The organism is Candidatus Binataceae bacterium, from assembly GCA_035500095.1.
GTDB lineage: Bacteria > Desulfobacterota > Binatia > Binatales > Binataceae > JAKAVN01.
The window spans coordinates 1-21,807 of the sequence record DATJXN010000131.1; the positions used below are offsets into that span (position 1 = coordinate 1).

The 21,807-nt window shown below is 66.6% G+C and carries 18 protein-coding genes; 6 read left to right on the plus strand and 12 right to left on the minus strand.

The window, feature by feature from the left end; all coding sequences use genetic code 11:
* The 3 genes from VMI09_13925 to VMI09_13935 form a co-directional block, all read left to right on the plus strand.
* Positions 1 to 834, plus strand: an 834-nt coding sequence (locus VMI09_13925; protein HTQ25788.1) for an isocitrate lyase/phosphoenolpyruvate mutase family protein, incomplete at its 5' end; no start/stop codon positions are given.
* Between the two features lie 37 nt (positions 835 to 871).
* Complete coding sequence (locus VMI09_13930; protein HTQ25789.1) at positions 872 to 1,807, plus strand: hypothetical protein; 936 nt, start codon at positions 872 to 874, stop codon at positions 1,805 to 1,807.
* A 207-nt stretch (positions 1,808 to 2,014) separates the two neighbouring features.
* On the plus strand, positions 2,015 to 3,085 hold the full coding sequence (locus VMI09_13935) for a methyltransferase domain-containing protein (protein ID HTQ25790.1): 1,071 nt from the start codon (positions 2,015 to 2,017) through the stop codon (positions 3,083 to 3,085).
* Between the two features lie 228 nt (positions 3,086 to 3,313).
* On the opposite strand, the gene VMI09_13940 is transcribed toward VMI09_13935, so the two are convergent.
* From VMI09_13940 to VMI09_13980, 9 genes are all read right to left on the minus strand, one after another.
* Positions 3,314 to 4,180: a pirin family protein gene (locus tag VMI09_13940; GenBank protein ID HTQ25791.1), complete on the minus strand. Its 867-nt coding sequence runs from the start codon at positions 4,178 to 4,180 to the stop codon at positions 3,314 to 3,316.
* A gap of 154 nt (positions 4,181 to 4,334) precedes the next feature.
* The gene (locus tag VMI09_13945; protein ID HTQ25792.1) at positions 4,335 to 5,387 is read right to left on the minus strand and encodes an LLM class flavin-dependent oxidoreductase; all 1,053 of its coding nucleotides are present in this window, start codon (positions 5,385 to 5,387) and stop codon (positions 4,335 to 4,337) included.
* Between the two features lie 111 nt (positions 5,388 to 5,498).
* Complete coding sequence (locus tag VMI09_13950; protein ID HTQ25793.1) at positions 5,499 to 5,924, minus strand: hypothetical protein; 426 nt, start codon at positions 5,922 to 5,924, stop codon at positions 5,499 to 5,501.
* A gap of 325 nt (positions 5,925 to 6,249) precedes the next feature.
* Positions 6,250 to 8,013: a radical SAM protein gene (locus tag VMI09_13955; protein ID HTQ25794.1), complete on the minus strand. Its 1,764-nt coding sequence runs from the start codon at positions 8,011 to 8,013 to the stop codon at positions 6,250 to 6,252.
* A 73-nt stretch (positions 8,014 to 8,086) separates the two neighbouring features.
* On the minus strand, positions 8,087 to 9,010 hold the full coding sequence (locus VMI09_13960; protein HTQ25795.1) for a formate dehydrogenase accessory sulfurtransferase FdhD: 924 nt from the start codon (positions 9,008 to 9,010) through the stop codon (positions 8,087 to 8,089).
* A 20-nt stretch (positions 9,011 to 9,030) separates the two neighbouring features.
* On the minus strand, positions 9,031 to 9,273 hold the full coding sequence (locus VMI09_13965) for a formate dehydrogenase subunit delta (protein HTQ25796.1): 243 nt from the start codon (positions 9,271 to 9,273) through the stop codon (positions 9,031 to 9,033).
* A gap of 39 nt (positions 9,274 to 9,312) precedes the next feature.
* Positions 9,313 to 12,153 carry a formate dehydrogenase subunit alpha gene (fdhF, locus tag VMI09_13970; protein ID HTQ25797.1) on the minus strand — a complete coding sequence of 947 codons (2,841 nt, stop codon included), beginning with the start codon at positions 12,151 to 12,153 and terminating at the stop codon, positions 9,313 to 9,315.
* A gap of 113 nt (positions 12,154 to 12,266) precedes the next feature.
* On the minus strand, positions 12,267 to 13,826 hold the full coding sequence (locus VMI09_13975; GenBank protein HTQ25798.1) for an NADH-quinone oxidoreductase subunit NuoF: 1,560 nt from the start codon (positions 13,824 to 13,826) through the stop codon (positions 12,267 to 12,269).
* On the minus strand, positions 13,823 to 14,308 hold the full coding sequence (locus tag VMI09_13980; GenBank protein ID HTQ25799.1) for a formate dehydrogenase subunit gamma: 486 nt from the start codon (positions 14,306 to 14,308) through the stop codon (positions 13,823 to 13,825). The genes VMI09_13975 and VMI09_13980 overlap by 4 nt, the downstream gene beginning before the upstream one ends.
* Positions 14,309 to 14,474: 166 nt before the next feature.
* On the opposite strand from VMI09_13980, the gene VMI09_13985 reads away from it, so the two are divergent.
* On the plus strand, positions 14,475 to 14,927 hold the full coding sequence (locus tag VMI09_13985) for a nitrate reductase associated protein (GenBank protein HTQ25800.1): 453 nt from the start codon (positions 14,475 to 14,477) through the stop codon (positions 14,925 to 14,927).
* A 7-nt stretch (positions 14,928 to 14,934) separates the two neighbouring features.
* On the opposite strand, the gene thiD is transcribed toward VMI09_13985, so the two are convergent.
* Positions 14,935 to 15,789, minus strand: coding sequence for a bifunctional hydroxymethylpyrimidine kinase/phosphomethylpyrimidine kinase (gene thiD / locus VMI09_13990; protein HTQ25801.1), 855 nt, complete (start codon positions 15,787 to 15,789; stop codon positions 14,935 to 14,937).
* 344 nt (positions 15,790 to 16,133) lie between these two features.
* Here thiD and VMI09_13995 point away from each other — a divergent pair, with 344 nt between their 5' ends.
* A complete protein-coding gene (locus VMI09_13995; protein ID HTQ25802.1) occupies positions 16,134 to 17,858 on the plus strand; it encodes a DUF6178 family protein in 1,725 nt (574 codons plus the stop codon).
* A gap of 40 nt (positions 17,859 to 17,898) precedes the next feature.
* Here the strand turns inward: VMI09_13995 and VMI09_14000 are convergent, their stop codons facing one another.
* On the minus strand, positions 17,899 to 18,765 hold the full coding sequence (locus tag VMI09_14000; GenBank protein HTQ25803.1) for a bifunctional nuclease domain-containing protein: 867 nt from the start codon (positions 18,763 to 18,765) through the stop codon (positions 17,899 to 17,901).
* 34 nt (positions 18,766 to 18,799) lie between these two features.
* Entirely contained in the window at positions 18,800 to 19,417 is a 618-nt protein-coding gene (locus VMI09_14005; protein HTQ25804.1) for an RlmE family RNA methyltransferase, read from the minus strand.
* Positions 19,418 to 19,571: 154 nt separating this feature from the next.
* Between VMI09_14005 and VMI09_14010 the strand changes: the two genes are divergently transcribed.
* Positions 19,572 to 21,749, plus strand: a complete 2,178-nt coding sequence (locus VMI09_14010; GenBank protein HTQ25805.1) for a UvrD-helicase domain-containing protein — start codon at positions 19,572 to 19,574, stop codon at positions 21,747 to 21,749.
* Positions 21,750 to 21,807: the final 58 nt, after the last annotated feature.

A 21,807-nucleotide genomic window follows, 5' to 3' on the forward strand; every position in this document is an offset into this window, starting at 1 on the left:
AAGGCCGAAGCGTTGCGCAGGATGCACGACCGCTCGCGTATCCTGGTGCTGGTCAACGTGTGGGATGCGATGAGCGCCCGCGCGGTCGAGGATGCCGGCGCCCGCGCGATCGCCACGAGCAGCGCCACATTGTCCCATTCGATCGGCTATGCCGACGGCGAGTCCGCGCCACGCGCTGAATTCGTCGGCGCTATAGCGCGGATCGCGCGCGCCGTGCACGCTCCGGTCACCGCCGATACCGAATCCGGCTTCGGCCGCACGCCCGCCGAAGTCGCCGAAACCGTCCGGATGGTGATCGAAGCGGGCGCGGTCGGGATCAATCTCGAGGACGGAGTGATCGAACGCCGCGGCGAACTGTACGAACCGGCACAGGCGCTCGAGCGGCTTAACGCGGCGCGCGACGCCGCGGCAAGAGCCGGCGTGCCGATTGTGATCAATGCGCGCACCGACGTCTTTCTGCTCGGTGTCGGCCCCAAAGAGGAGCGTCTTGCCCATGCGGTGCGGCGCGCCAATCTCTACCGCGAGGCGGGCGCCGATTGCCTGTTCGTGCCGGGCGTGCGCGATCCGGAAACCATCGGCGCGCTGGCGAAGCAAATCAACGGACCGATCAACATCCTCGCCGGCCCGACTTCGCCGCCGGTCGGCGAGTTGGAACGCCTTGGCGTGGCGCGGGTCAGCGTCGGTTCATGGCCGGGCCTCGCGGCCTTCGCGCTCGCGCGCAATATCGCGCAGGAGCTGCTCGGAGCGGGGACGTATAACTTCATGACCGGCGCCGTCACCTATCCGGAGGCCAACGCGATGATGAAGCGGCGCGGACCAGCGCCGCGTTCCTAGGCGGCCGCCAATGCCCGCGAGCGTGGCTCCGAGGCAGATGCGTGCTCCGCACGCACCGGTCCGTCGTGAAGCGTCGTTCGAACTCGAATTGCCGGGGGCGCTCGATCCGGCGGCGTCGCTCGAGATGTTCCGCCGCTCGGGCGACGACCTGCTCGACCGCTGGGACGGCCGCACCTTCCTGCGGACGATGGAAATCGACGGTCACGCGGTCGCTTTCGCGACGACATTTGCGGGAACGCGCGCGCGCCCCGCGGTTCGCGTCGCGATCGACGATGGCCGCTACGCCGAACCGATCCTCGCCGCGGTCCGCGCCACTTTCGTTTCGTCGCCGCGGCATTTTGCGGAGCTCCGCCGCGCCGATCCGCTCATGGCGCGGCTGGACGCGCGCTATCGTGGCTTCAGACCCGTGCTGCAGCTCAATCTGCTGGGCGCGCTGGTGCGATGCATCAGCGCCCAGCAGGTCAATTTGCGCTGGGCGTCCGAGACCCGCCGGCGTCTGGCGGAACGCTTCGGCGACAAGCATACCGTTGACGGCGCGACCGTTTACAGCCTTAGACCCGGACGCCTGGCGAGCGCCGCGCCGGCCGAGATTCGCGCGCTCCAGTTCACCAATCGCAAGGCCGAGTACGTAATCGCGGTGGCGCAGGCAGTCGCACGCGGCCAAATCGCGATCGGGCGGCTCGCGGGCCTTTCCGATGCGGAGGTGATCGATGAACTGGTAGCGCTCCGAGGAATCGGCGTATGGACGGCGGAATGGATCCTGGCGCGCACGCTCGGACGGCCGCGCGTCGTCGCCGGCGACCTCGGCGTGCGCAAGGCGATCGGTATCGCGTATCGAAACGGCGCGATGCCCTCTGAGGACGAGGTCCGGGACCTGACCGCTCACTGGGACGTTTCGGCCGCGCACGCGCAAGCGCTACTGCTGCACGCGCTCGGCGAAAAAGAGCTCGCAGCGCTGGCCATCGCGCACTAACCGCCTTCCCTCTGCCGCTTGCAGCCGCGGCGATCGCGGCGGCCTAACCCCGGCACGAGGCAATGCGCTATGGTTCCGGACAGAGGTGCGCCAGGGACGGGAGCGCGGGGAGAGGTCGTATGAAGCTTGCTAAGAAACGGCGGATGGAGGATCGCCTAGGCGCCCGCACCCAATCATTCGCAGAATATAACAAGGAGCAACTCAACGATGGCATCGACGGGCGAGATCGATCGGGAAAAAGCCAAACAGGTCGCACAGCAGATCCTGGGCGACGTCGCGAGCGCGATGCATAGCGCGATGAATTTTATCGGCGACCGGCTCGGCCTGTTCAAGGCGATGAAGGACGCCGGACCGCTCACGGTCGAGCAGCTCGCCGCGCGCACCGGGCTCAACCGGCGCTACCTGCAGGAGTGGCTGAATTCGATGGCCGCGGCGCAATATCTCCAGTACGACCCGGCCGCGAAGACCTACCTGCTCACGCCCGAGTACGCGGTGGCGCTGGCCGAGGAGGGTTCGCCCTACTTCGTGGGATCGTATTTCCAGGTCGTGCAGGCGACGATGTCGGTCGCGCCCAAAGTGGCCGACGCGTTTCGCACCGGCGGCGGGCTGACCCAGGCCGACTATCCGCCGTGGATGTTCGAGGCGACCGAGCGCAATTCACGGCCGCGCTATCAGTTCAAGCTCGTGCGCAGATGGATCCCGGCGATGCCGCAGGTGCTCGAGCGCCTGCAGCGCGGCGGCGTCGCCGCGGACGTCGGATGCGGCGGCGGGCGCGCGGCGACCCTGATCGCCAGGGCGTTTCCGAACTCGCGTGTGTTCGGTTTCGATCTCCATGCCGAATCGATCGAGCGCGCGCGGCGCAACGCGGCCGAGGCCGGCGTCGCCGACCGCGTGACGTTCGAGCTGGCCAACGGCACCCAGCTGCCGGCAGGAAAGTTCGACCTCGTCACGACCTTCGACGTCGTCCACGATTCGGTCGATCCGATTGGACTGATGCGCTCGATCAAAAACTCGCTGACGCCCGGCGGCACCTACCTGGTGCAGGAGATCAACATTTCCTCCAACGTCGAGGAAAACGTCAAGCCGATGGGCAAACTGGTTTATTCGGTCAGCACGCTCTACTGCATGACGACTTCGCTGGCGCATGGGGGCGCCGGGATCGGCGCGGCGATGGGCGAGCCGAAGGCGCGCGAGCTCGCCGCGGCGGCCGGCTTCAGGCACTTCCGCAAGCTCCCCATCGAGGACGAATTCGCGGTCCTCTACGAACTGATGGCCTAGGCTAGTGTGATGTCCTGGAAATAAGTTCCATCCCAAGATGTCGAGGCCGTCATTCCGAGCGCAGCGAGGAATCCCGGTCTCGATGACACCGTGACGCTTTTCCGGATATGCGAGTTATTTGCGGGACCTCACGCTCGCGGCCTGGGGGCGGCGCGACGACCGAGGCGCTGCGACCCGGAGCGCCGTACGAATCACCCGCGCACCGGCCGCGCCGCGAAGGACCGGATGTCAGGCCGGCGCGATCTCGCCCATCCGACCTTCGCGGTAGTCCTCGAACGCCTTGACGATCTCTTCCTTCGTGTTCATCACGAAGGGGCCGTAACGCGCGACCGGCTCGCGCAGCGGCTTGCCCGCGATCAGCAGCACCTCCAGCGGCTCGCCGGCGCTTTCGGGCGCCGCGATCGAAATCGCGTCGCCATCACCCGCGAACGTCACCATCTGATGCTCCCGCGCCGTCCGCTCTTCGCGGCCCAGGCGTCCCTCGCCGCCGAAGACGTAGGCGAAGGCGTTGTACTCGGCCGGGACCGGCTGGATCACGCGCGCGCCTGGCTTTAGCGTGAAATGCAGGTAGATGATCGGCGTGCGGGTATCGATCACAGCCTTCTTGCCCATCGACTCGCCCGCGACCACGCGCACGGACGCGTTGCCGTCGGCGCTCACGGCGACTGGAATCCCGGCAGCGGGAATCTCCTGGTAGTGCGGACGGATCATCTTGTCGCGCCGCGGCAGGTTGACCCACAACTGAAAGCCGTGCATCCGGCCGCCCTGGCGCTGGAAGTCCGCGGCCGGCATCTCGGAATGCACCACGCCGGCGCCGGCGGTCATCCATTGTACGTCGCCCGGCCCCAGACGGCCCGCGTTGCCGTGGGAATCGCGATGCTCCATCTTGCCCGAGATCATGTAGGTCACGGTCTCGAAGCCGCGATGCGGATGGTCGGGCGCGCCCTTGGCCTCGCCCGGCCCGAGTTCCATCGGACCCATTTCGTCGAGCAGCAGAAAGGGATCGACCAGCGCCATCTCCTGGTTCGGGAATGGCCTGTTCACCACGAAGCCCGCGCCTTCGAGCTGGCGCGAAGCATTGACGACATTGCTCACGGAACGGATTTTTTGGCTATTTTCAGGGCCCGTTGTCATCGGATCGTCTCCTTGACCTTCAACGTAACCATCGTGTCAAGGACGGCGCCGAATGCCAACTCTCCGCCAGGTCGCGCGGCCGGACGGTACTGCCGCAGCGCGACGCGGCCGGGGCTTACGCGGCGGCCGGCTGTCGGATGAAATCCGGCATGATCTTGCTCGCAAAGAGATCGAAGGAGCGGCGCGTCTGCGCGGCGGTCAGATTGCCCCACGCGAACGCCAGCACCAGGTAGTCGCATCCCGACTCCTCGCAGAACTTTGCGATCTGGTCGCGCACCGAGGCGACCGATCCGCTGAAGCTCGCGCCCACCCGATGAAACAAGTCGTAGTCGTTGGGGAACGCGACCGCGAGCGTGTTGTAGTCGCGCCAGAGCTTCTGCAGGTTGTCGTAAAAGACGCGATAGCAATCGCGCGCGACCTGCTCGGCCTCGCGATCCGTCTCGCCGATATAGATGTGGCGGATCGCGCCGGTCACGGGCCGGGTCAGATGGGGATTGACGTTGAGCGGGCTGCCCGCACTCTCAAGATGGTACTCGCGGTAGGCCGCCGTCACCCGCTTGACCGATTCGAGCCCGCCGATAGACACGATGTTCATCCCGTGGCGCGCCGCGTAAATCGCGTTGTCGACCGAGAGCGTGCCGTACCAGAAACCCGGATGCGGCTGCTGGAGCGGCCGCAACTCCATCGGCACGTTGTCATAGCGGTAGTGCGGGCCATGATGGGTCAGGCGCTCGCTGGTCAGCCCCTTCACCAGCACCGCCATCGAGTCTTCGAAGATCTCGCGCGCGTCGTAGAACGGGATGCGATGCTGAGCGTGCTCGAACGGCGAGACGCCGCGGCCGACACCGATCTCGACCCTTCCGCCCGTCATGTGGTCGAGCATGCAGATCTCTTCAATGAGCCGCAGCGGGCTGTAGAACGGCAGCAGATAGACCAGCGTGCCGAGCCGCAGCTTGCGCGTGCGCTGCGCGGCCGCGGCCAGGAACAGGTTCGGCGATGGCGCCATCCCAAGCGGCGTCGCGTGATGCTGTGCGACGTGGTAGCCCCAGATACCCGCCTGCTCGTAGGCCTCGACCAATCGGAGCCGCTCCTCGAAAAGCTGCTGCAGCGGACCGTCGCTGGTAGTGCGCTCGATATGGTCGAAGATTCCGAAGTCGACTCGTTCCATGGATGGCCTTCTCCCAGCAGCCTCGATAGCACCATCGCGGGCGGTTGCATACCGCCCGAGGGGAATTTTACCTGGCCTGATTGCGGGAGAGCCGGATGCGGCCCTAACCGGCTACTCGAGCGCGGAGGACGGGATGTAGCCTTCGAGTCCGCTCTTCATCCTGATCCGCATGTAGCCGAGCGCGACGCCGACGACGTGGACCGCGTGCCCCTGATGCACCTCGGCGACCTTCTTGCCCCAGTGATTGGGCGCGTCGAGCACCGGCGCGTCGTGCGTCAGCATAAAGAGCTTGTCGGTCGGCGTGTTGACCTGCACCGCGTCAGCCAGCACGAAACCCTCCTGCCCGTTCTTGAGCTTGACGCGCAGAAAATAGTGGGTGGTACCGGTCACCATCACGATCTTGCCCTTCTCGCCCTGCTCGAGATGCGCGCTCCTGTTGCTCGGCTCCGCGTAAATCCAGGTGTCTTGCTTGAGCAGCAGCTTGGCCTGCACCGGCTCGGGCACGACGGACTTGACCGGAGCGGTTGCCGCCGACACGGATCCCGCCGGCGTAGCCGCATTTGGCGTGGCGGTATGATGAGCCATCGGTTGGGGCGGCGGGGTGATGCGGCGATGTATGGGTGGCGGCGGAGACGGCGCGGCTACGGGGGGTTCAGTGTCTGCCGGCGCAATCGTCGTTGACGGCAATCCCACGCCGACGTCTGAGCCGGTCTGCGCCCGCGCCGGTGCGGACACCATCAGCAACAGCCCTGTCGCGGCAAGCGCCTTCGTCCACCGCCAAGCCCAAACCCCAAGCGCTCGCAACCTCATCCCTTCCCTCCCCTCGGTTGCATCGTCGCAACCGTCTTATTTCAACATGGCTTCAGCACGCGCCACACACTCTGCAGGTAGTGACGTCGCATGGCCTGGTCTGACGCTCGTGATGCGCCTTCTTGCGCTCGGAAGCGAGGAACCATTTCTCGATATGATGGTCTATAAAATCCCACGGCAGGAGCTCATTGCGCGCATATTCGCGCGTGACGAAGAAGTCGGGATCGACCAACCCGTTGTCGCCCGCGGCCGCCTCCCGCTTGACGGCCTTCAGCCCCTGCCAGATCTCGCCCGGCAATTCGCGATGCTCGGCGCTCAGGCGGGCGAGGATTGCACCGACGCGGCGGTCGCCGCGCGAGACCAGGGTCTGGAAATACGCTTCGCGCGGCGACTCGGCGTCGAGCTCGACCCCCACGTCCAGGCGCATCAGATGCGAGCGCACCAGCGCGACCTTGCGCTTGAGCTCCTGCGGCTCGCGCATCGCATCCCACTGAAACGGCGTCCACGGCTTGGGCACGAAAGGGTTGAGCGAGACGTTGACGCGGCCGACGTGCCGGCGCTGCGCGCGCGCCCGCGCGACGACTTTGCCGACCAGCTCGGCGATCGCAACCACGTCCTCGTCGTGCTCTTCGGGCAGGCCCACCATAAAGTAACACTTAAGGTTTTCCACGCCCTCGCCCATCATCATCTCGGCCGCGCGCAGGATTTCGTCTTCGGTGAGATTCTTGTTGATAATCCTGCGCATCCGTTCGCTGCCGGCCTCAGGCGCGACGGTCACGCTGCGATTGCCATTGCGCGCCAGCGCCGCGGCGAGCGCAGGCGAAATGCAATCGGCTTTGAGCGACGAGGGCGAGAGCCGTCCGCCGCCGTCGGCCACCGCGCCCGCGATCTCCGCTACGCCCGGCACGCTCGCCATCTCGGCGCCTACGAGGCCGATCACGCTGCGCTCCTCAAGTCCGCGCCGGCTCTCGGCGATCAATTTGTCGGCGCGGCGGTAGCGGATCGGGCGATACATGAAGCCGGCGGCGCAGAAGCGGCATCCCCACTGGCATCCGCGGCTCGCCTCGACCAGGTACATATCGCCGAAAACCGATTCCGGGGTGAGGATCAGCGATGCGGTGGTGAAGCGGTCGAGGTCGTGGATCAACCGGCGGCTTACGCGCGGCAGCCCGGGCCCGCTGTAATCCACGCGCGCCAGGCCGCCGGCGCCGTCATAGACCGGTGTGAAGTAGTCGGGAAGATATGCGCCCTCGACCAGCGCGAGCGCGCGCATGCGCTCGGAGCCATCGAGCCCGCCGGTCTCGCGAAAGCGCGCGATGAACTCGGGCACCATCTCCTCGCCCTCGCCGATCAGAAAAAGATCGACGAAATCGGCGATCGGCTCGGGGTTGAGGAAGACCGCCGACCCGCCCGCGATTATCAGCGGATAGTTGCGCCCAGCGCGCTCGGCGCGGCTCAGCGGAATTCCCGCCATCCGCAGCATCGTGATCAGGTTCAGGTAGTCGGTCTCGAACGAGACCGAAAAGGCGATTACGTCGAAGGCTCCGAGCGGCTCGCCGCGCTCGAAGGAAACCAGCCGCTCGCCGCGCGCGCGGATGTATGCGCGCTCGTCGGGATCGGGCAGGAAGGCGCGGTCGGCGGCGACGCGCGGATCGGATTCGAAGATGTGATGAACAGCCTGGAAGCCGAGGTTCGCCATCCCGAGCCGATAGACGTTGGGATAGACGACGCAGATCCGGATGTCGCCGCCACGGCTGCGCTCGAAAAGTGCTTTTTCGCCGGCGATACGTTCGAGCGCGCGTCTTCTAAGGAACATCGATAGGGGCCCTGCGGCCCCATAGAGTTAACGCCTACCGGGCGTTCGGCTCAAGTGGGCACTTTGGCGGACCTTAGGGGACAACCCGTTCCGGGTTGCTGTAAAGGTTGAAGGTGCGGTCGCGCAGGAAGCCGACCAGCGTGATGCCAACCTCTTGCGCCAGTTCCACCGCGAGCGACGACGGCGCAGAAATTGCCGCCAGAATCGGAACGCCGGCGGCTGCCGCCTTCTGCACGATCTCGAAGCTCAGCCGGCCGCTCACCGCCATCAGCGCCACCCCAAGCGGCAGCATCCCGTTCATCAGCGCGCAGCCGACGACCTTATCGACCGCGTTGTGTCGGCCGACATCTTCGCGCAGCGCTTTAAGTTTCACTTTCCTAATCGGCGCCTCGGCGCGGCCGTTCTTGCGCGTATCTTCGGTCTGCGCGGGCGAAGGGGACGGCGCAAAGAGCGCGGCGGCGTGCAATCCACCGGTCGCGGCAAAGACCTCCTGCGCGCGGCGCATCATCGGCGCGAGTTCAAGGATCGCGCCGGCCGCGACGGTCATCCGCAAGTCGATCGGGGCGACGCGGCGTTGAATCGCCTCGATACTGGTTTTGCCGCACACGCCGCAGCTCGACGAGATCGTGAAGTTGCGCTTGAGACGCTCGCGCAGGTTCGCCGCCGGGACATTGAGGATAACGTCCACCGCGTTAGGATCTGGCGCGCCCCTGGGACCGCGCACGCGGCGAATCTCGCCCAGGTCGGCCGGCGCTTCGATAAAGCCTTCGGCGAGCAGAAAGCCGGCAACCAGTTCCTCGTCGTGGCCCGGTGTGCGCATCGTGAGCGTGAAGCGCCGCCCCGCGAGCCGGATTTCGAGCGGCTCTTCGACCGCGAGCCGCTCGTCCTCGACGGCGAAACTCCCGCCGTTAAACTTGTGCGCAGGATGACGGCGGATGCCGGCCGGCGCATCCGCGCGCGCGGCGCCCTCCGCTATCCGTTTTGCTTGGCGGGGCATTGGCCAGCCGGCGTGTCCGGCTATCCGGCCGCCTTGGCGGAAGCCTGGTTTTCTAGCATGCGAACCGCGTCGCGCGCGATGTCGTTCAGACCTTCGCCGCCGTGGCTTGCGAGGTGTGCGGCGATTTCGCGGCGCATCCGCGGATCCCAGAAACTCCGCAGATGCTGCGCGGTCGCGGTTACGGCTTCATTGCGATCGGGATCGGAGGTCTTGAAGAAATCGGCGATCTGATTGGCCATCGTGACCAGGTGGTGAAGGTCCATCGCCGCGCGTCCCTCAAATCGCCGGGCTGCGAGCCAGCGTCAGCGTCCCGCCGCCGGATGCGGGTCGGCGCCCTGTCCTTCCGTGCCTGTGCCTGCCGCGCGCCGCGCGCCCGGCTCGGCGGCCGGCATCACCTGCACGGCGGTCACCTTGTATTCGGGGCAATTCGTCGCCCAGTCCGAGTTCTCGGTGGTGACGATATTGGTGCCGGAGGATTGGTAGTGGAACGTCGTATAGACGACGCCGGGCGGCACGCGTTCGGTGACTTGCGCGCGAAGCGTGGTTTCGCCGGCGCGGCTGCTGACCCTGACCCACGCGCCGTCGCGGACACCGCGCTCCTCGGCGTCGTGCGGATGGATTTCGAGCAGGTCCTCGTGATGCCACGCGGTGTTGGCGGTGCGCCGGGTCTGCGTGCCGACGTTGTACTGGGAGAGGATGCGGCCGGTCGTGAGGATGAGCGGGAAGCGCGGCCCGACCTTCTCGTCGGTCGGGATGTATTCGGTCACCACGAAGCGGCCCTTGCCGCGGACGAACTGCCCGACGTGCATCACCGGCGTCCCCTCCGGCGCCTTGTCGTTGCACGGCCATTGCACGGAACCCAGGCGATCGAGCTTTTCGTAGCTGACGCCGGAAAAGGTCGGGGTGAGGCGCGCGATCTCGTCCATGATTTCCGACGGATGGACGTAGCGCATCGGGTAGCCGAACGCGGCCGAAAGCTCGCAGGTGATTTCCCAGTCGGCCTTGCCGGCGAGCGGTGGCATTACCTTGCGCACGCGCGAGATGCGCCGCTCGGAATTGGTGAAGGTCCCGTCCTTTTCGAGGAACGACGAGCCGGGCAGGAAAACGTGCGCGTATTTCGCGGTCTCGTTGAAGAAGATGTCCTGCACGATCACGCAATCCATCGCGCTGAGCGCCGCGGTCACGTGATGCGTGTTGGGGTCGGATTGCGCGATGTCCTCGCCCTGCACGTAGAGCCCGCGAAAGCTGCCGTCGAGCGCCGCGTCGAACATGTTGGGGATGCGCAGGCCCGGCTCCGGATCGAGCCTGACGCCCCATGCGGCCTCGAAGCTCGCGCGCATCGCGGTATCCGAGATGTGGCGATAGCCGGTCAGTTCGTGCGGGAACGATCCCATGTCGCACGAGCCCTGCACGTTGTTCTGCCCGCGCAGCGGATTGACGCCGACGCCTGCGCGTCCGAGATTCCCGGTCGCCATCGCCAGGTTCGCCATCCCCAGCACCATCGTGCTGCCCTGGCTATGCTCGGTCACGCCGAGGCCATAGTAGATTACGGCGTTGCCGCCGGTGGCGTAGAGGCGCGCCGCCGCGCGAATTTTTTCCGCTGGCACGCCGGTGACTTTGGCCGCCGCCGCGGGAGAATTGCGCTCCTCGAGAATGAATTTCTTCCACAATTCGTACGCGGGCCATTCGCAGCGCTCGCGCACGAAATCTTCTTTCGCGAGCCCCTCGCTCAGCACCACGTGCGCGAACGCGTTGATCAGCGCGACGTTGGTGCCCGGCAGGAGCGGCAGATGATACGTCGCCTCGACATGCGGTGCGCGCACGAGATCGATCGTGCGCGGGTCGGCGACGATCAGCTTCGCGCCCTGGCGCAGCCGCCGCTTCATCAGCGAGGCGAACACCGGATGGCCGTCGGTCGGGTTGCAGCCGATGACCAGGATAACGTCGGCCTCGAGCACCGAGTCGAAGTCCTGCGTGCCGGCCGAGGTCCCGAGCGTCGTCTTGAGCCCATAGCCGGTGGGCGAATGGCATACGCGTGCGCAGGTGTCGACGTTGTTGTTGCCGAAAGCCGCGCGCACCATCTTCTGCACCAGGTAGGTTTCCTCGTTGGTGCAGCGCGAAGAGGTGATGCCGCCGATCGAACCGGGGCCGTACTTCGCGCGAATCTCCTTGAGCCGCCGTGCCGCGTGACCGATCGCTTCGTCCCACGACACCGTGCGCCACGGGTCACTCGTCCTCTCGCGCACCATCGGCGTCAGCACGCGGTCCGGATGCGTCGCGTAGCCCCACGCGAAGCGGCCCTTGACGCACGAATGGCCGTGATTCGGCATCCCGTCCTTGTTCGGCAGCATGCGCACGACCTGGTCGCCCTTCACTTCGGCCTTGAACGAGCATCCGACGCCGCAATAGCCGCAGGTGGTGGTGACGGCGCGCTCGGCGACGCCCTTCTCGAGCATCGACTTCTCGACCAGCGCATCGGTCGGGCAAGCCTGCACGCAAGCCCCGCACGAGACGCACTCGGATTCGAAGAACGGCTGATGCTGGCTCGGCGAGACGGCGGAATTGAAGCCGCGCCCTTCGATCGTCAGCGCGAAGGTGCCCTGAACCTCCTCGCACGCGCGCACGCATCGCGAGCACACGATGCAGCGCGCGGGATCGAACGCGAAATAGGGATTGGAGGCGTCGCGCGCGGCGTCGAGATGATTCCTGCCCTCGAAACCGTAGCGGACTTCGCTCAGCCCCACCGCGTCGGCCATCGCATGCAACTCGCAGTTGCCGTTGCCGGCGCACGACGCGCGGTCGGCAGGATGGTCCGACATGTAGAGTTCCATCACGCCGCGCCGCAGCCGCTCGAGCATCTCGGACTTCGTCCGCACCTTCATCCCGGATTCGACCGGCGTGGTGCACGAAGCGGGATAGCCATTGCGCCCTTCGACCTGGACAAGGCAGAGGCGGCATGAGCCGAACCGCTCAAGCGAATCGGTGGCGCAGAGCTTGGGTATCGCAACGTCGGCGAGCGCCGCGGCGCGCAGCACCGAAGTTCCCTCGGGCACGCTTACCTCGCGGCCGTCGACTTCGAGCGTGACGAGCCGGGCGGAGGTCTTAAGCGGCGTCCCGTAGTCGCGGTCGGTTTTCGATAGCACGGCTCAGCCTCCTCGCGACGCGGACACGCGCCTGGCGCTTGACCGGGGCGCGTCCGGCAGAGGCGATTTCGGCGCGCCCGACAAGTTCAAGCACTTGATTAAGTTTAGCGCGTTCAGCCCGTCCATGCCACGTCGCTCTGCGAAAGGCCAAAATCCTCGGGAAAATGGCGCAGCGCGCTGAGCACGGGCAGCGGCGTCAAGCCGCCGAGCGCGCACAGCGATCCATACGTCAGTGTATCGCACAGATCGCGCAGCAACCCTATCGCCGCCGTGCGGCCTCCGGCGCTCGCGAGGCGGTCGAGCACCTCCGCGCCGCGCGTCGATCCGATTCGGCACGGCGTGCATTTGCCGCACGACTCGATCGCGCAGAACTCGAACGCCCATCGCGCCTGCCGCGCGAGATCGACCGTATCGTCGAAGACCACGATTCCGCCGTGGCCGACGATCCCCTTCTTCGCGGCGAACGCCTCATAGTCCATCGGCAAGTCGAGCATGCTCGCGGGAAAATAGGCGCCCAGCGGCCCGCCGACCTGCACCGCACGCAGCGGACGTCCGCTGCAAGTGCCGCCGCCGTAGTCTTCGACCAAATCGCGCAGGGTGACGCCGAAGGCTTTTTCGATCAGGCCCGGGCGCTTGATGTTGCCGGCGAGTTGAATCGGCAGCGTGCCGCGCGAACGGCCCATCCCGTAATCCTTGTAGAAGGCGGCGCCGCGCTCGAGGATTACCGGCACGGTGGCGAGCGAGATGACGTTGTTCACGATGGTCGGCCGGCCGAACAGCCCGGCAATCGCCGGCACCGGCGGCTTGTAACGCACCATCCCGCGCTTGCCCTCGAGGCTCTCAAGCATCGCGGTCTCTTCGCCGCAGACGTACGCGCCCGCGCCGAGCCGCACTTCGAGATTGAACGTATGCGAGCTGCCGGCGACCTTCTCGCCCAGGTATCCGCGCCGATAGGCCACAGCGATCGCCTCGTTCAGCGTGCGCAGCGCGTACGGATACTCCGAGCGCAAGTAGATGTAGCCCTGGTTCGCGCCCGCGCATGCGGCGGCGATCGTCATCCCCTCGATCAGCACGAACGGGTCGCCTTCCATGATCATGCGATCCGAGAAGGTGCCGGAGTCGCCCTCATCGGCGTTGCAGACGACATACTTCTGACGCGCCGCGGCCTGCTGCGTGGTGCGCCACTTGATGCCGGCGGGGAAGCCCGCGCCGCCGCGCCCGCGAAGTCCCGACTCCGCAATTTCTTCGACGATCTTTTCGGCCGGCATGGAAAGCGCGCGCGCGAGGCCCCGATAGCCGCCGTGCGCAACGTAGTCGTCGAGCGAGACCGGATCGACGATTCCAACGCGCGCGAAAGTCAACCGCTCCTGGCGCTTCAGATAGGAAATCTCTTCCGTCAGACCGAGGCTCAAGCGATGCTCGCCGCCGCTCGGAAATCCCGAATCGAAAAGCGCCGGAACGTCGGCCGGCGCGACTGGCCCGTAGGCGATACGGCCGCGTGCGCTCTCGACTTCGACCATCGGCTCGAGCCAGAACATCCCGCGCGAGCCGTTGCGCACCAGGCGCAAATCGATTCCGCGCCGCGCCGCTTCGGCCGCGATGGCGTCGGCGACCGCGCCCGCGCCGAGCGAGAGCGCCGAGGAGTCGCGCGGAACGTAAACCGTCGCGCTCATCGGCCATCATCCTTACGCCCGGCCAGCAACTCGTCGAAACGCTCCGGGCTCACGCGCCCGTAGAGTTCGTCGTTCAGCATCATTGCCGGCGAGCATCCGCAATTTCCAAGGCAATAGACGGGCTCGAGCGTAAAGGCCCCGTCGCGCGTGGTCTCGCCGAATCCCACTCCGAGGCGCGCGCGCACGTGCTCGGCCAGCGCCACCGCTCCCATCGCCTGGCACGACTCGGCGCGGCACAGGCGAATCACGTTGCGGCCGGGCGGCGCGGAGCGAAAATCATGATAGAAGGTGACAACGCCGTGGACCTCGGCGCGCGAGAGATTGAGCGCGTGCGCGATCACCGGCACGCTTTCGCGCGGGACGTAACCGAACCGATCCTGGACTTCGTGCAGGATGAGCATCAGCGCTCCCGGACGCTCCTTGAGCCCGGCTGCGATCGCCTCCACGGCCACCCCGTCGAAGCCGTTTTTATTCCGTTCCATAGCCAATCGTGCACCGTCCGCGTTAAGGTTCCGACAGCGGCGGCGCATCCGTCAAGAGTCCGCCACCGGCACGATTATCAGCGAGAGGGCCACTCTGCCGCGATTGCCGTCCCGGCTGCTATGATCGCCGGAAAGGGGCGGCCGGAGACGAGCCCGGAGACAAATCATGATGCGCGAATTCAAGTTCGAGGACGAGATGAGCACGACTCTCGCATGCGTGCCGATGGCGGTGCGGCGCAAGCTTGACCGGGTCGGAGTCAAAGTCGGGCTCGAGCAATGGAAAGCGCTCGGGCGCGGCGAGCGGCTGGCGATTTGCCATCTGCCGGTCGAGCGCCACGACGAACGCGAGGCTTTCAGGCTGTTCATCAACGAGGCCGTGCGCCGGGCCTTTGGCGCGGAGCCGCGCACGCTCGCCGAGGCGCAGCGGGCCATCGCCGATCCGCCGTCCAGGCTTCCCGCTCCGCTCGCCGAGCGTGCTCGGGCGGCGGGCGTACCGCTCGACCAGGCGGCATGGGAACGGCTCGACGGCGATGAGCGCTACGCGCTAATCAAGCTCGGCGGTGGCCCAGAAGTAAGCCACAATCTCGCCGCCGCACTCGCCGAGTTCGTCCAGCGTTAGAGTTACCTCATTTGCGCGCGAAATGACCGAGCACGGCGCGTCCCGCGCCGAGCGTAAAGCGCGCGCGCAGAGCCGTGCTGACGTAGCGCTTGGCGTGACGCACGGCCTCGAGAAGTTCCATCCTCTGCGCGAGATACGCGGCGATCGCCGCCGACAGCGCGCATCCGAGGCCATGCGCGCCGCCACCCGAAATTCGCGCGGCGCGCAATTCGACGAATTCGCGGCCGTCATAGAAGAGGTCGGTTGACTCTTCTCGCGATTTTCCTCGCGAATGAGAGAGGATATGCCCGCCCTTGATCAGCACGGCTCGGGCGCCCGCGGCGGTGAGCGCGCGCGCCATCGCGCGAATCGCCGCCGGACTCGCCCCGTCCATGCCGCTCAGCGCCTGCGCCTCGGCCAGGTTGGGCGTAACGATTCGTGCAAGCGGGAGCAATCGCCTAAGGAGCGCCCGCTCGCCCGCCGGTTCGAGGAGCCGCACGCCGGCGCTCGATATCAGCACCGGATCGACGACCGGCGAAGGAAGATCGAGCCGCGAGATTGAGTCTGCCACGGCATTTACGATCCCGGCGCTGCCGAGCGCGCCGGTCTTGAGCGCGTCGGGCCGGCGCTCGGCCGCGAGCGTTTCGATCTGCGCGACGATCATCGCGGGCGCAACCGGCGCCACACGATTCACGGCGGAACTGTTCTGCGCGATCACTGCGGTTATCGCCGAGTAGCCGTACACGCCGAGCGCAGCGAAGGTTTTGAGGTCGGCCTGGATTCCCGCGCCGCCGCCAGGATCGCTGCCGGCGATTGTCAGCGCCACGACGTTGCCAGCATCGTGGCGATGGCGGCGGCCGGACGAGCGCGCGGCTTTCTTCATTGGCAGAGAGCTTCCGCCGTCTTTGCGCTGCGTATTACGGCTCGACTCGCCTGCCGGCGGGCTCGGGTCTCAGCGAGCGCGCATGGACAGGGAACAGGAGCTGCGGAGATCGCGTTAACCGGACGGTAGCGATTCTCGAGGGTGCGTCGCGAGCGGGTCATCGTGATCGCGTTTCCCCGGTCGTCGGATTTTCCTGCGCCGCTCAGCGAACGTTCGAAGTATACCATGGGCGCAATGACATCGTAACGCCTTACGGCGAGTGGGTTACTGGCTCCAACATGATGGGCATGGTACTGAAATAAAGGAATGCATCCGAACCGCAAAGCGCGGCGCGCGTCTTCGCCATGACCTCGGCACGACAGGCGGAGTTCCTGAGCCTTCCATTCAAGGCCAAACTCGAATTTCTCTACGGGCTGCCCGCGCGCCAGAAGCGCGACCTCATCCTGTCGGCGCCCGAGGCGGAGCGGCTGGTGCAATCGTTCTCGCCCGAGACGCTCTTCTACACGGTCAAGGAAATCGGCTCCACCGATTCGGGCGATTTGCTGAGCCTGGCCGTGCCCGAGCAGATCCAGGGGCTGTTCGACCTCGATTGCTGGACTCGCGACCGCCCCAACCTCGATCGGATGCGCGAGTGGATCGAGGCGCTCACCGAAGGCGGGCGCAAGCGGATGGCCGAGGGCCTGATGGGGCTCGACATGGAGATGATGGCGCTCCTGTTGCGCCAGTATTTCCGCGTCCATCGGCTCGACGATCCGTTGACCGCGGCCGACGTGCCGTCCGACCGTTTCGTGCAGTTCGACGAGCACTACATCATCGAGTTCCAGCGCCACGATGCGATCCTGCAGCCGCTGGTCGATTTTCTCGAGGAGGTGTTCGAGCGCGACTACACTTACTTTACCGCGCTGATGGAGGAGATCTACTGGAGCGTCGAGGCGGAGCTCGAAGAGGAGGCCTACCAGTTCCGCCGCGCGCGGCTGAACGATCGCGGTTTTCCCGATTTCTTCGAGGCGCAGGACGTCTTTGCCTACATCAATCCGCACGACTTCCTTAAAATCCGCGCGGCCTACGGCGCGCCGACGCGCGCCGACCTTTTGCGCGACGACGAACTGGTGCCGCACGGGATGGCGCCGGTGCCGGCCGACACCGACCTTTCGCTGTTCAACACGGCGCTGACGGCCGGGTTCGCGGGGCAGGGCCAGCGCCAGTTGCGCAGTGAGATGGCCTTGGTTACCAACCAGGTGCTGGTGGCCAGCGCGGTCGATTTTGGCGACGTGGAAGCGGTCCGCGTTGCGGTCGAGATGACTCATCACTATCTCAACCTTGGGCTCGAGTATCTGGCCGCCGGCGACCTCGACAACGCGATCGAACATCTGCGCGATACTCATCTCAAGCTGCTGTTCCGGCTGGGCGTGAGCCTTACGATCGATCTGCGCAAACGCGTCGAGCAGATCGTCGCGGCGCTGGGCCTGGACGCTGTGCGCGGGCGCGACATCGCCTACCTCGATTCGCCCTACCGCGAGGCGCTGGGCGGTTTCCTCGAGCGCCGGCCGCGCTTCTTCGCCGGCCTCGAGGGCAAGGGCTCGGTTGCGATGCGCGATTTCACGGCGATGCGCGATCTGCACCTGGCGCACGCGGCGCTCGACGAGATCGAGGCGATGCGCGATCTGTTCGGAGAGCTGTTGGCGATCAATATCGCGGCGCCCGCCTTCCGCGCCGAGACTGCCGGGCGCGAGATCCGGCTCAGCCAAATCCTGATCACCGCCTTCGCGCGTGCCGCGCTCGAGCGCAAACCCGAACGGCGGCTCACGCCCTCGCCAATCGAGACGAGCCGGCTCGGCGAACTTTACATGGCAATAATGACGGGCGGCGGACGGCCGGCAAAGCTTGCCGAAGGCTTTCGCCGGATAGTCGACGCGGCACTGGCGGCGCGCACGGACGAGGCTGCGCGCGCGCGTTCGGCCCGCTTCGTCGCCTCATGCCTGAGCGTGCTTGAAGAGGACCTCGCCGAACTCGACCCGCGCGCGATCGATCCGCGTTTTTTGCGGAGCCTGCTGATTCGCCGGGGATGATCCGGCGCCGACCCTCCGGCGCGGCGCAACGAACAAACGCTTAGTGTGCGCCGTGCTCGGGGCCCTGGCGTTCGGCCGTGATGACGCGGGACTGCTGTCCGCGCATCACGCTGAAGCTCACGTAGGGATCCCTGAATCCGACCAGCGCCATCACGAAGTCCGAGGTTGTGCGCACGGGATGCTTGTCCACCGCGGTGACGATATCGCCGCACATCAGCCCCGCGCGCGCGGCCGGTCCCGAGACGTCCGCCACCAGAACGCCGCTTTGCGGCGGCACCGCGAACTGCCTCGCGATCGCGGGGCTCAGTTCCTGGACGACGATATCCTCGGCTTTGATGGTAGCCGGCAGGTCCTTGCCCGCGCGCACGTCATGCGGCGCGGCGACAGTTTGAAAGAGTCCGCTGTTCACGAAGATCGGCGCTCCCATCCCCATCGCCAAGGCGATCGCATCGCTCGGTCGGCTGTCCATGCGCCCGCCCGCGCGGTCGAGATAGATGTCTGCGTAGTAGATTTGATTGTGAACGCTGGTTATCACGACGCGATCGACGCGATGGCCCGTCTGTTCGATCAGGCCGCGCAGCAGATCATGAGTCAGCGGGCGATCGGGCTTGATTCCGTGCATCTCGAGCATGATCGTGCGCGCTTCCTCGTCACCAATCAGTATCTGCAGCGAGCGGCGATGCGCGGAATCCTCAAGCACGACGTAATGCGCGCCGCTGTCGTTGTCCAGCCCAACGTTAGCCACTTCGACCCGCACCTGGCCGGCCGAAATACCTTCGTCATCGCCATGCCGCGAGCATGCGGGCAACGACGTCAGCATCGCGGCGAGCGCGACGGCCGCGATCGACGCTCCGTGGCGATGCCACATGCGCCCCAAGCACATGCGCCATACGTTAGCCCGCTTCACGGTACTATCCAACCCGGGTGAGTCGATGCCGGCCTCACGCCCGGCGCACGGCTGCGGGCGAGTTACGAAACCCCCGCGCCACCAGGTAAAGCTCCGAAGAACCGGGGCGGCTCGCGCGCGTGCGCGTCCGCTCGACCTGCGCAAAGACGCGCGCGAAAGCCTCGACGACCTTGCCCAGATCCGCGCCCATAAAGACTTTGACGATCATCGCGCCGCCGGGACGCAGCAGCGTCCGCGCGCATTCGAGCGCCGCATGCGCAAGCTCGAGCATCTGCGCCTGGTCGCGCTCGGCGACGCCGCTGAGCTTGGGCGCCAGATCGCTGGTGACGAGGTCGGCAGGCGCCCCTAAGGCCTTGGCGACCGCCGCGAGGCTCGCCGGATCGCGGATGTCGCCGACCAGCGTTACCACGTGGGGCGCGCCCGCCGGGCACGCGGCCAAGTCGATTCCCACCACCCTCCCCCGCGGCCCGACGGCCGCGGCCAGCATGCTCAGCCATCCGCCTGGCGCGCATCCGAGATCCACCACGCGCGCACCGGGGCGCACGAGGCGAAAGCGTGCGAGCAGTTCCTCGATCTTGAACGCCGCACGCGACGGCAGTCCGCGATCGCGCGCTTTGCGATAGAAGGTGTCGTGCGGTTCGTACTTCGCCATCCGGTGCCAGCTTAGCAGAGATGGCGCCGGGCCGTTGCGAAAGCGCGGCCGCGTCCGACGCGCGGCATTTCGCGGGTGGGTTACGCTGGCGACGTCAGGATGCGCGGAAAATCGCGCAGCGCCCCATCGAATGATGTAAAATGATTGCGAACCGATGCTTAACCTTGACGATCTCAATCCCGCCCAGCGCGAGGCCGTGCTGGCGACCGACGGGCCTATTCTCATCCTGGCCGGCGCAGGCTCGGGCAAAACCCGCGTCCTGACCTATCGCATCGCCCACCTGCTCGGCGAACGCGAGGCCGCTCCCGAGCGGATGCTGGCCGTGACCTTCACCAACAAGGCCGCAGGCGAGATGCGCGAGCGGATCGCGACGCTGGTGGGCGGGACTTCGCGCTGGCCCTGGGTCAGCACGTTTCATTCGGCCTGCGCGCGCATCCTTCGCCAGGAGGCCGGGGCGCTCGGCTTTCGGCCCAACTTTTCGATCCTCGACGAGAGTGACGCGATGTCCGCGCTGCGCCGCGTAATCGAAGAGGCGGCGCTCGCCGGATCGCCCAGTCCCGAGATGGCGCGGGCGCGAATCGAGCAGCTGAAAAACGACGCCGTCAGCCCCGCCGCCTTTGCCGCAAGCGCCGGCGGCGACGGCCGCGAGGCGGTCCTGGCCACGATTTATCGCCTTTACCGCGAGCGCCTGCGCGCGATGAACGCGATGGACTTCAGCGACCTGCTGCTCAACGTGCATGAAATCTTCGAACGCGACCCGGGCGTGCTGCTGCGCTGGCAGTCGCGCGCGGAGTGTTTGCTGGTCGACGAATACCAGGATACCAACCGCGTGCAGTACCTGCTGGTGCGCGCGCTCGCCGCGCGCACTTCGAACCTGTGCGTGGTCGGCGACGAAGATCAGTCGATCTATCGATGGCGCGGCGCGGACATCCGCAACATCCTGGATTTCGAGCGCGACTTTCCCCAGGCGCGCATCTTCAAGCTCGAACAGAACTACCGCTCGACCAAGACCATCCTGGCCGCCGCTGACACGGTCATCCGCAACAATCGCGAGCGCAAGGAAAAACGCTTGTGGACCGAGAACGCCGCAGGCGAGCCGGTCACCTATTTCACCGGCATCACTGAGCGCGACGAAGCCGACTTCATCGCGCGCGAGATCGGGCGACTCACCGCCGAGGGGGGTGCCGAACCGGCCGAGATCGTGGTGTTCTACCGGGTCAACGCGCAGGCGCGCGTGCTGGAAGAGGCGCTGGTGCGCCGGCGCATTCCCTACTATGTCGTCGGCGGACTCCGCTTCTATGAGCATCGCGAGGTCAAGGACCTGCTCGCCTACCTCCGCGTGCTGGCGAATCCGGCCGATGCGGTAAGCGTCGAGCGGATGGTGGGCGCGCCGACGCGCGGCGTGGGCGCCAGGACGCTCGAGGTTGCGGCGCAAATCGCCGCCGAAGAGCGCGTCACGGCGTTCGAGGCGCTCGGGCGCCTCGAGACCAATTCGCGGGTGGCGCTGCGCTCAGCCAAGCAGGCGGGCGAACTCTACGCGTGGATGCGCGACCTCGCCGATCGCGTGCCGGCGACGAAGGTGCGCGCAATCCTTGACGAAGTGATCGAGCGGGCGGGCTTCCTCGCCTATCTCGACGCGATGCCCGACGGCGCCGCGCGCCGCCAGAACGTGGCCGAGATGTTATCGGCGGCCGATGCCTTCGACGCCGAAGGAGAAAACGGCGGGCTCGCCGATTTCCTCGAGCGCGTCGCCCTGGTCAGCGACGCGGATCAGGTCGCGAGCCGCGGCGGGCGCGCGGCGCTGATGACTCTCCATACTTCCAAGGGCCTCGAGTACCCGGTGGTGTTCATCGCGGGGATGGAAGAAGGGCTGTTTCCGCATTTTCGCTCGGGCGACGACGGACGCGAAATCGAGGAGGAGCGCCGGCTGTGCTACGTGGGGATGACGCGGGCGCGGCGGCTGCTGTATCTCACCAACACGCTGACGCGCGAGCTCTATGGCCAGCGCAACGAATCGCGGCCCTCGCGCTTTCTCGGCGAGATCGACCCGGCGCTGATCAATCGCGTCGCGCCGCAGAAGCCGGGCTCGCCGCTCAGGCCCCCGAGCCGCGGCACCTACGTTGACTACAGCACGAGCCAGATCTCCGAAGACGGCGACGCCGGCGACGAGATGGGGGTCGGCGCATGCGTCGTGCATCAGACCTTCGGCCGCGGCGTGGTGCGCCGGCGCGAAGGGCGCGGCGAAGGCGCCAAGGCGTGGGTGCATTTCGAGCGCGGCGGGGTGAAACTGCTGGTGCTGAAATTCGCCAACCTGAGGCCCGTTGCCGAGTGATAGGCATTTCCCTATGATTTTTGCGTGTCCAGGGATGAGGCGACGGGGTGCGCCGCAG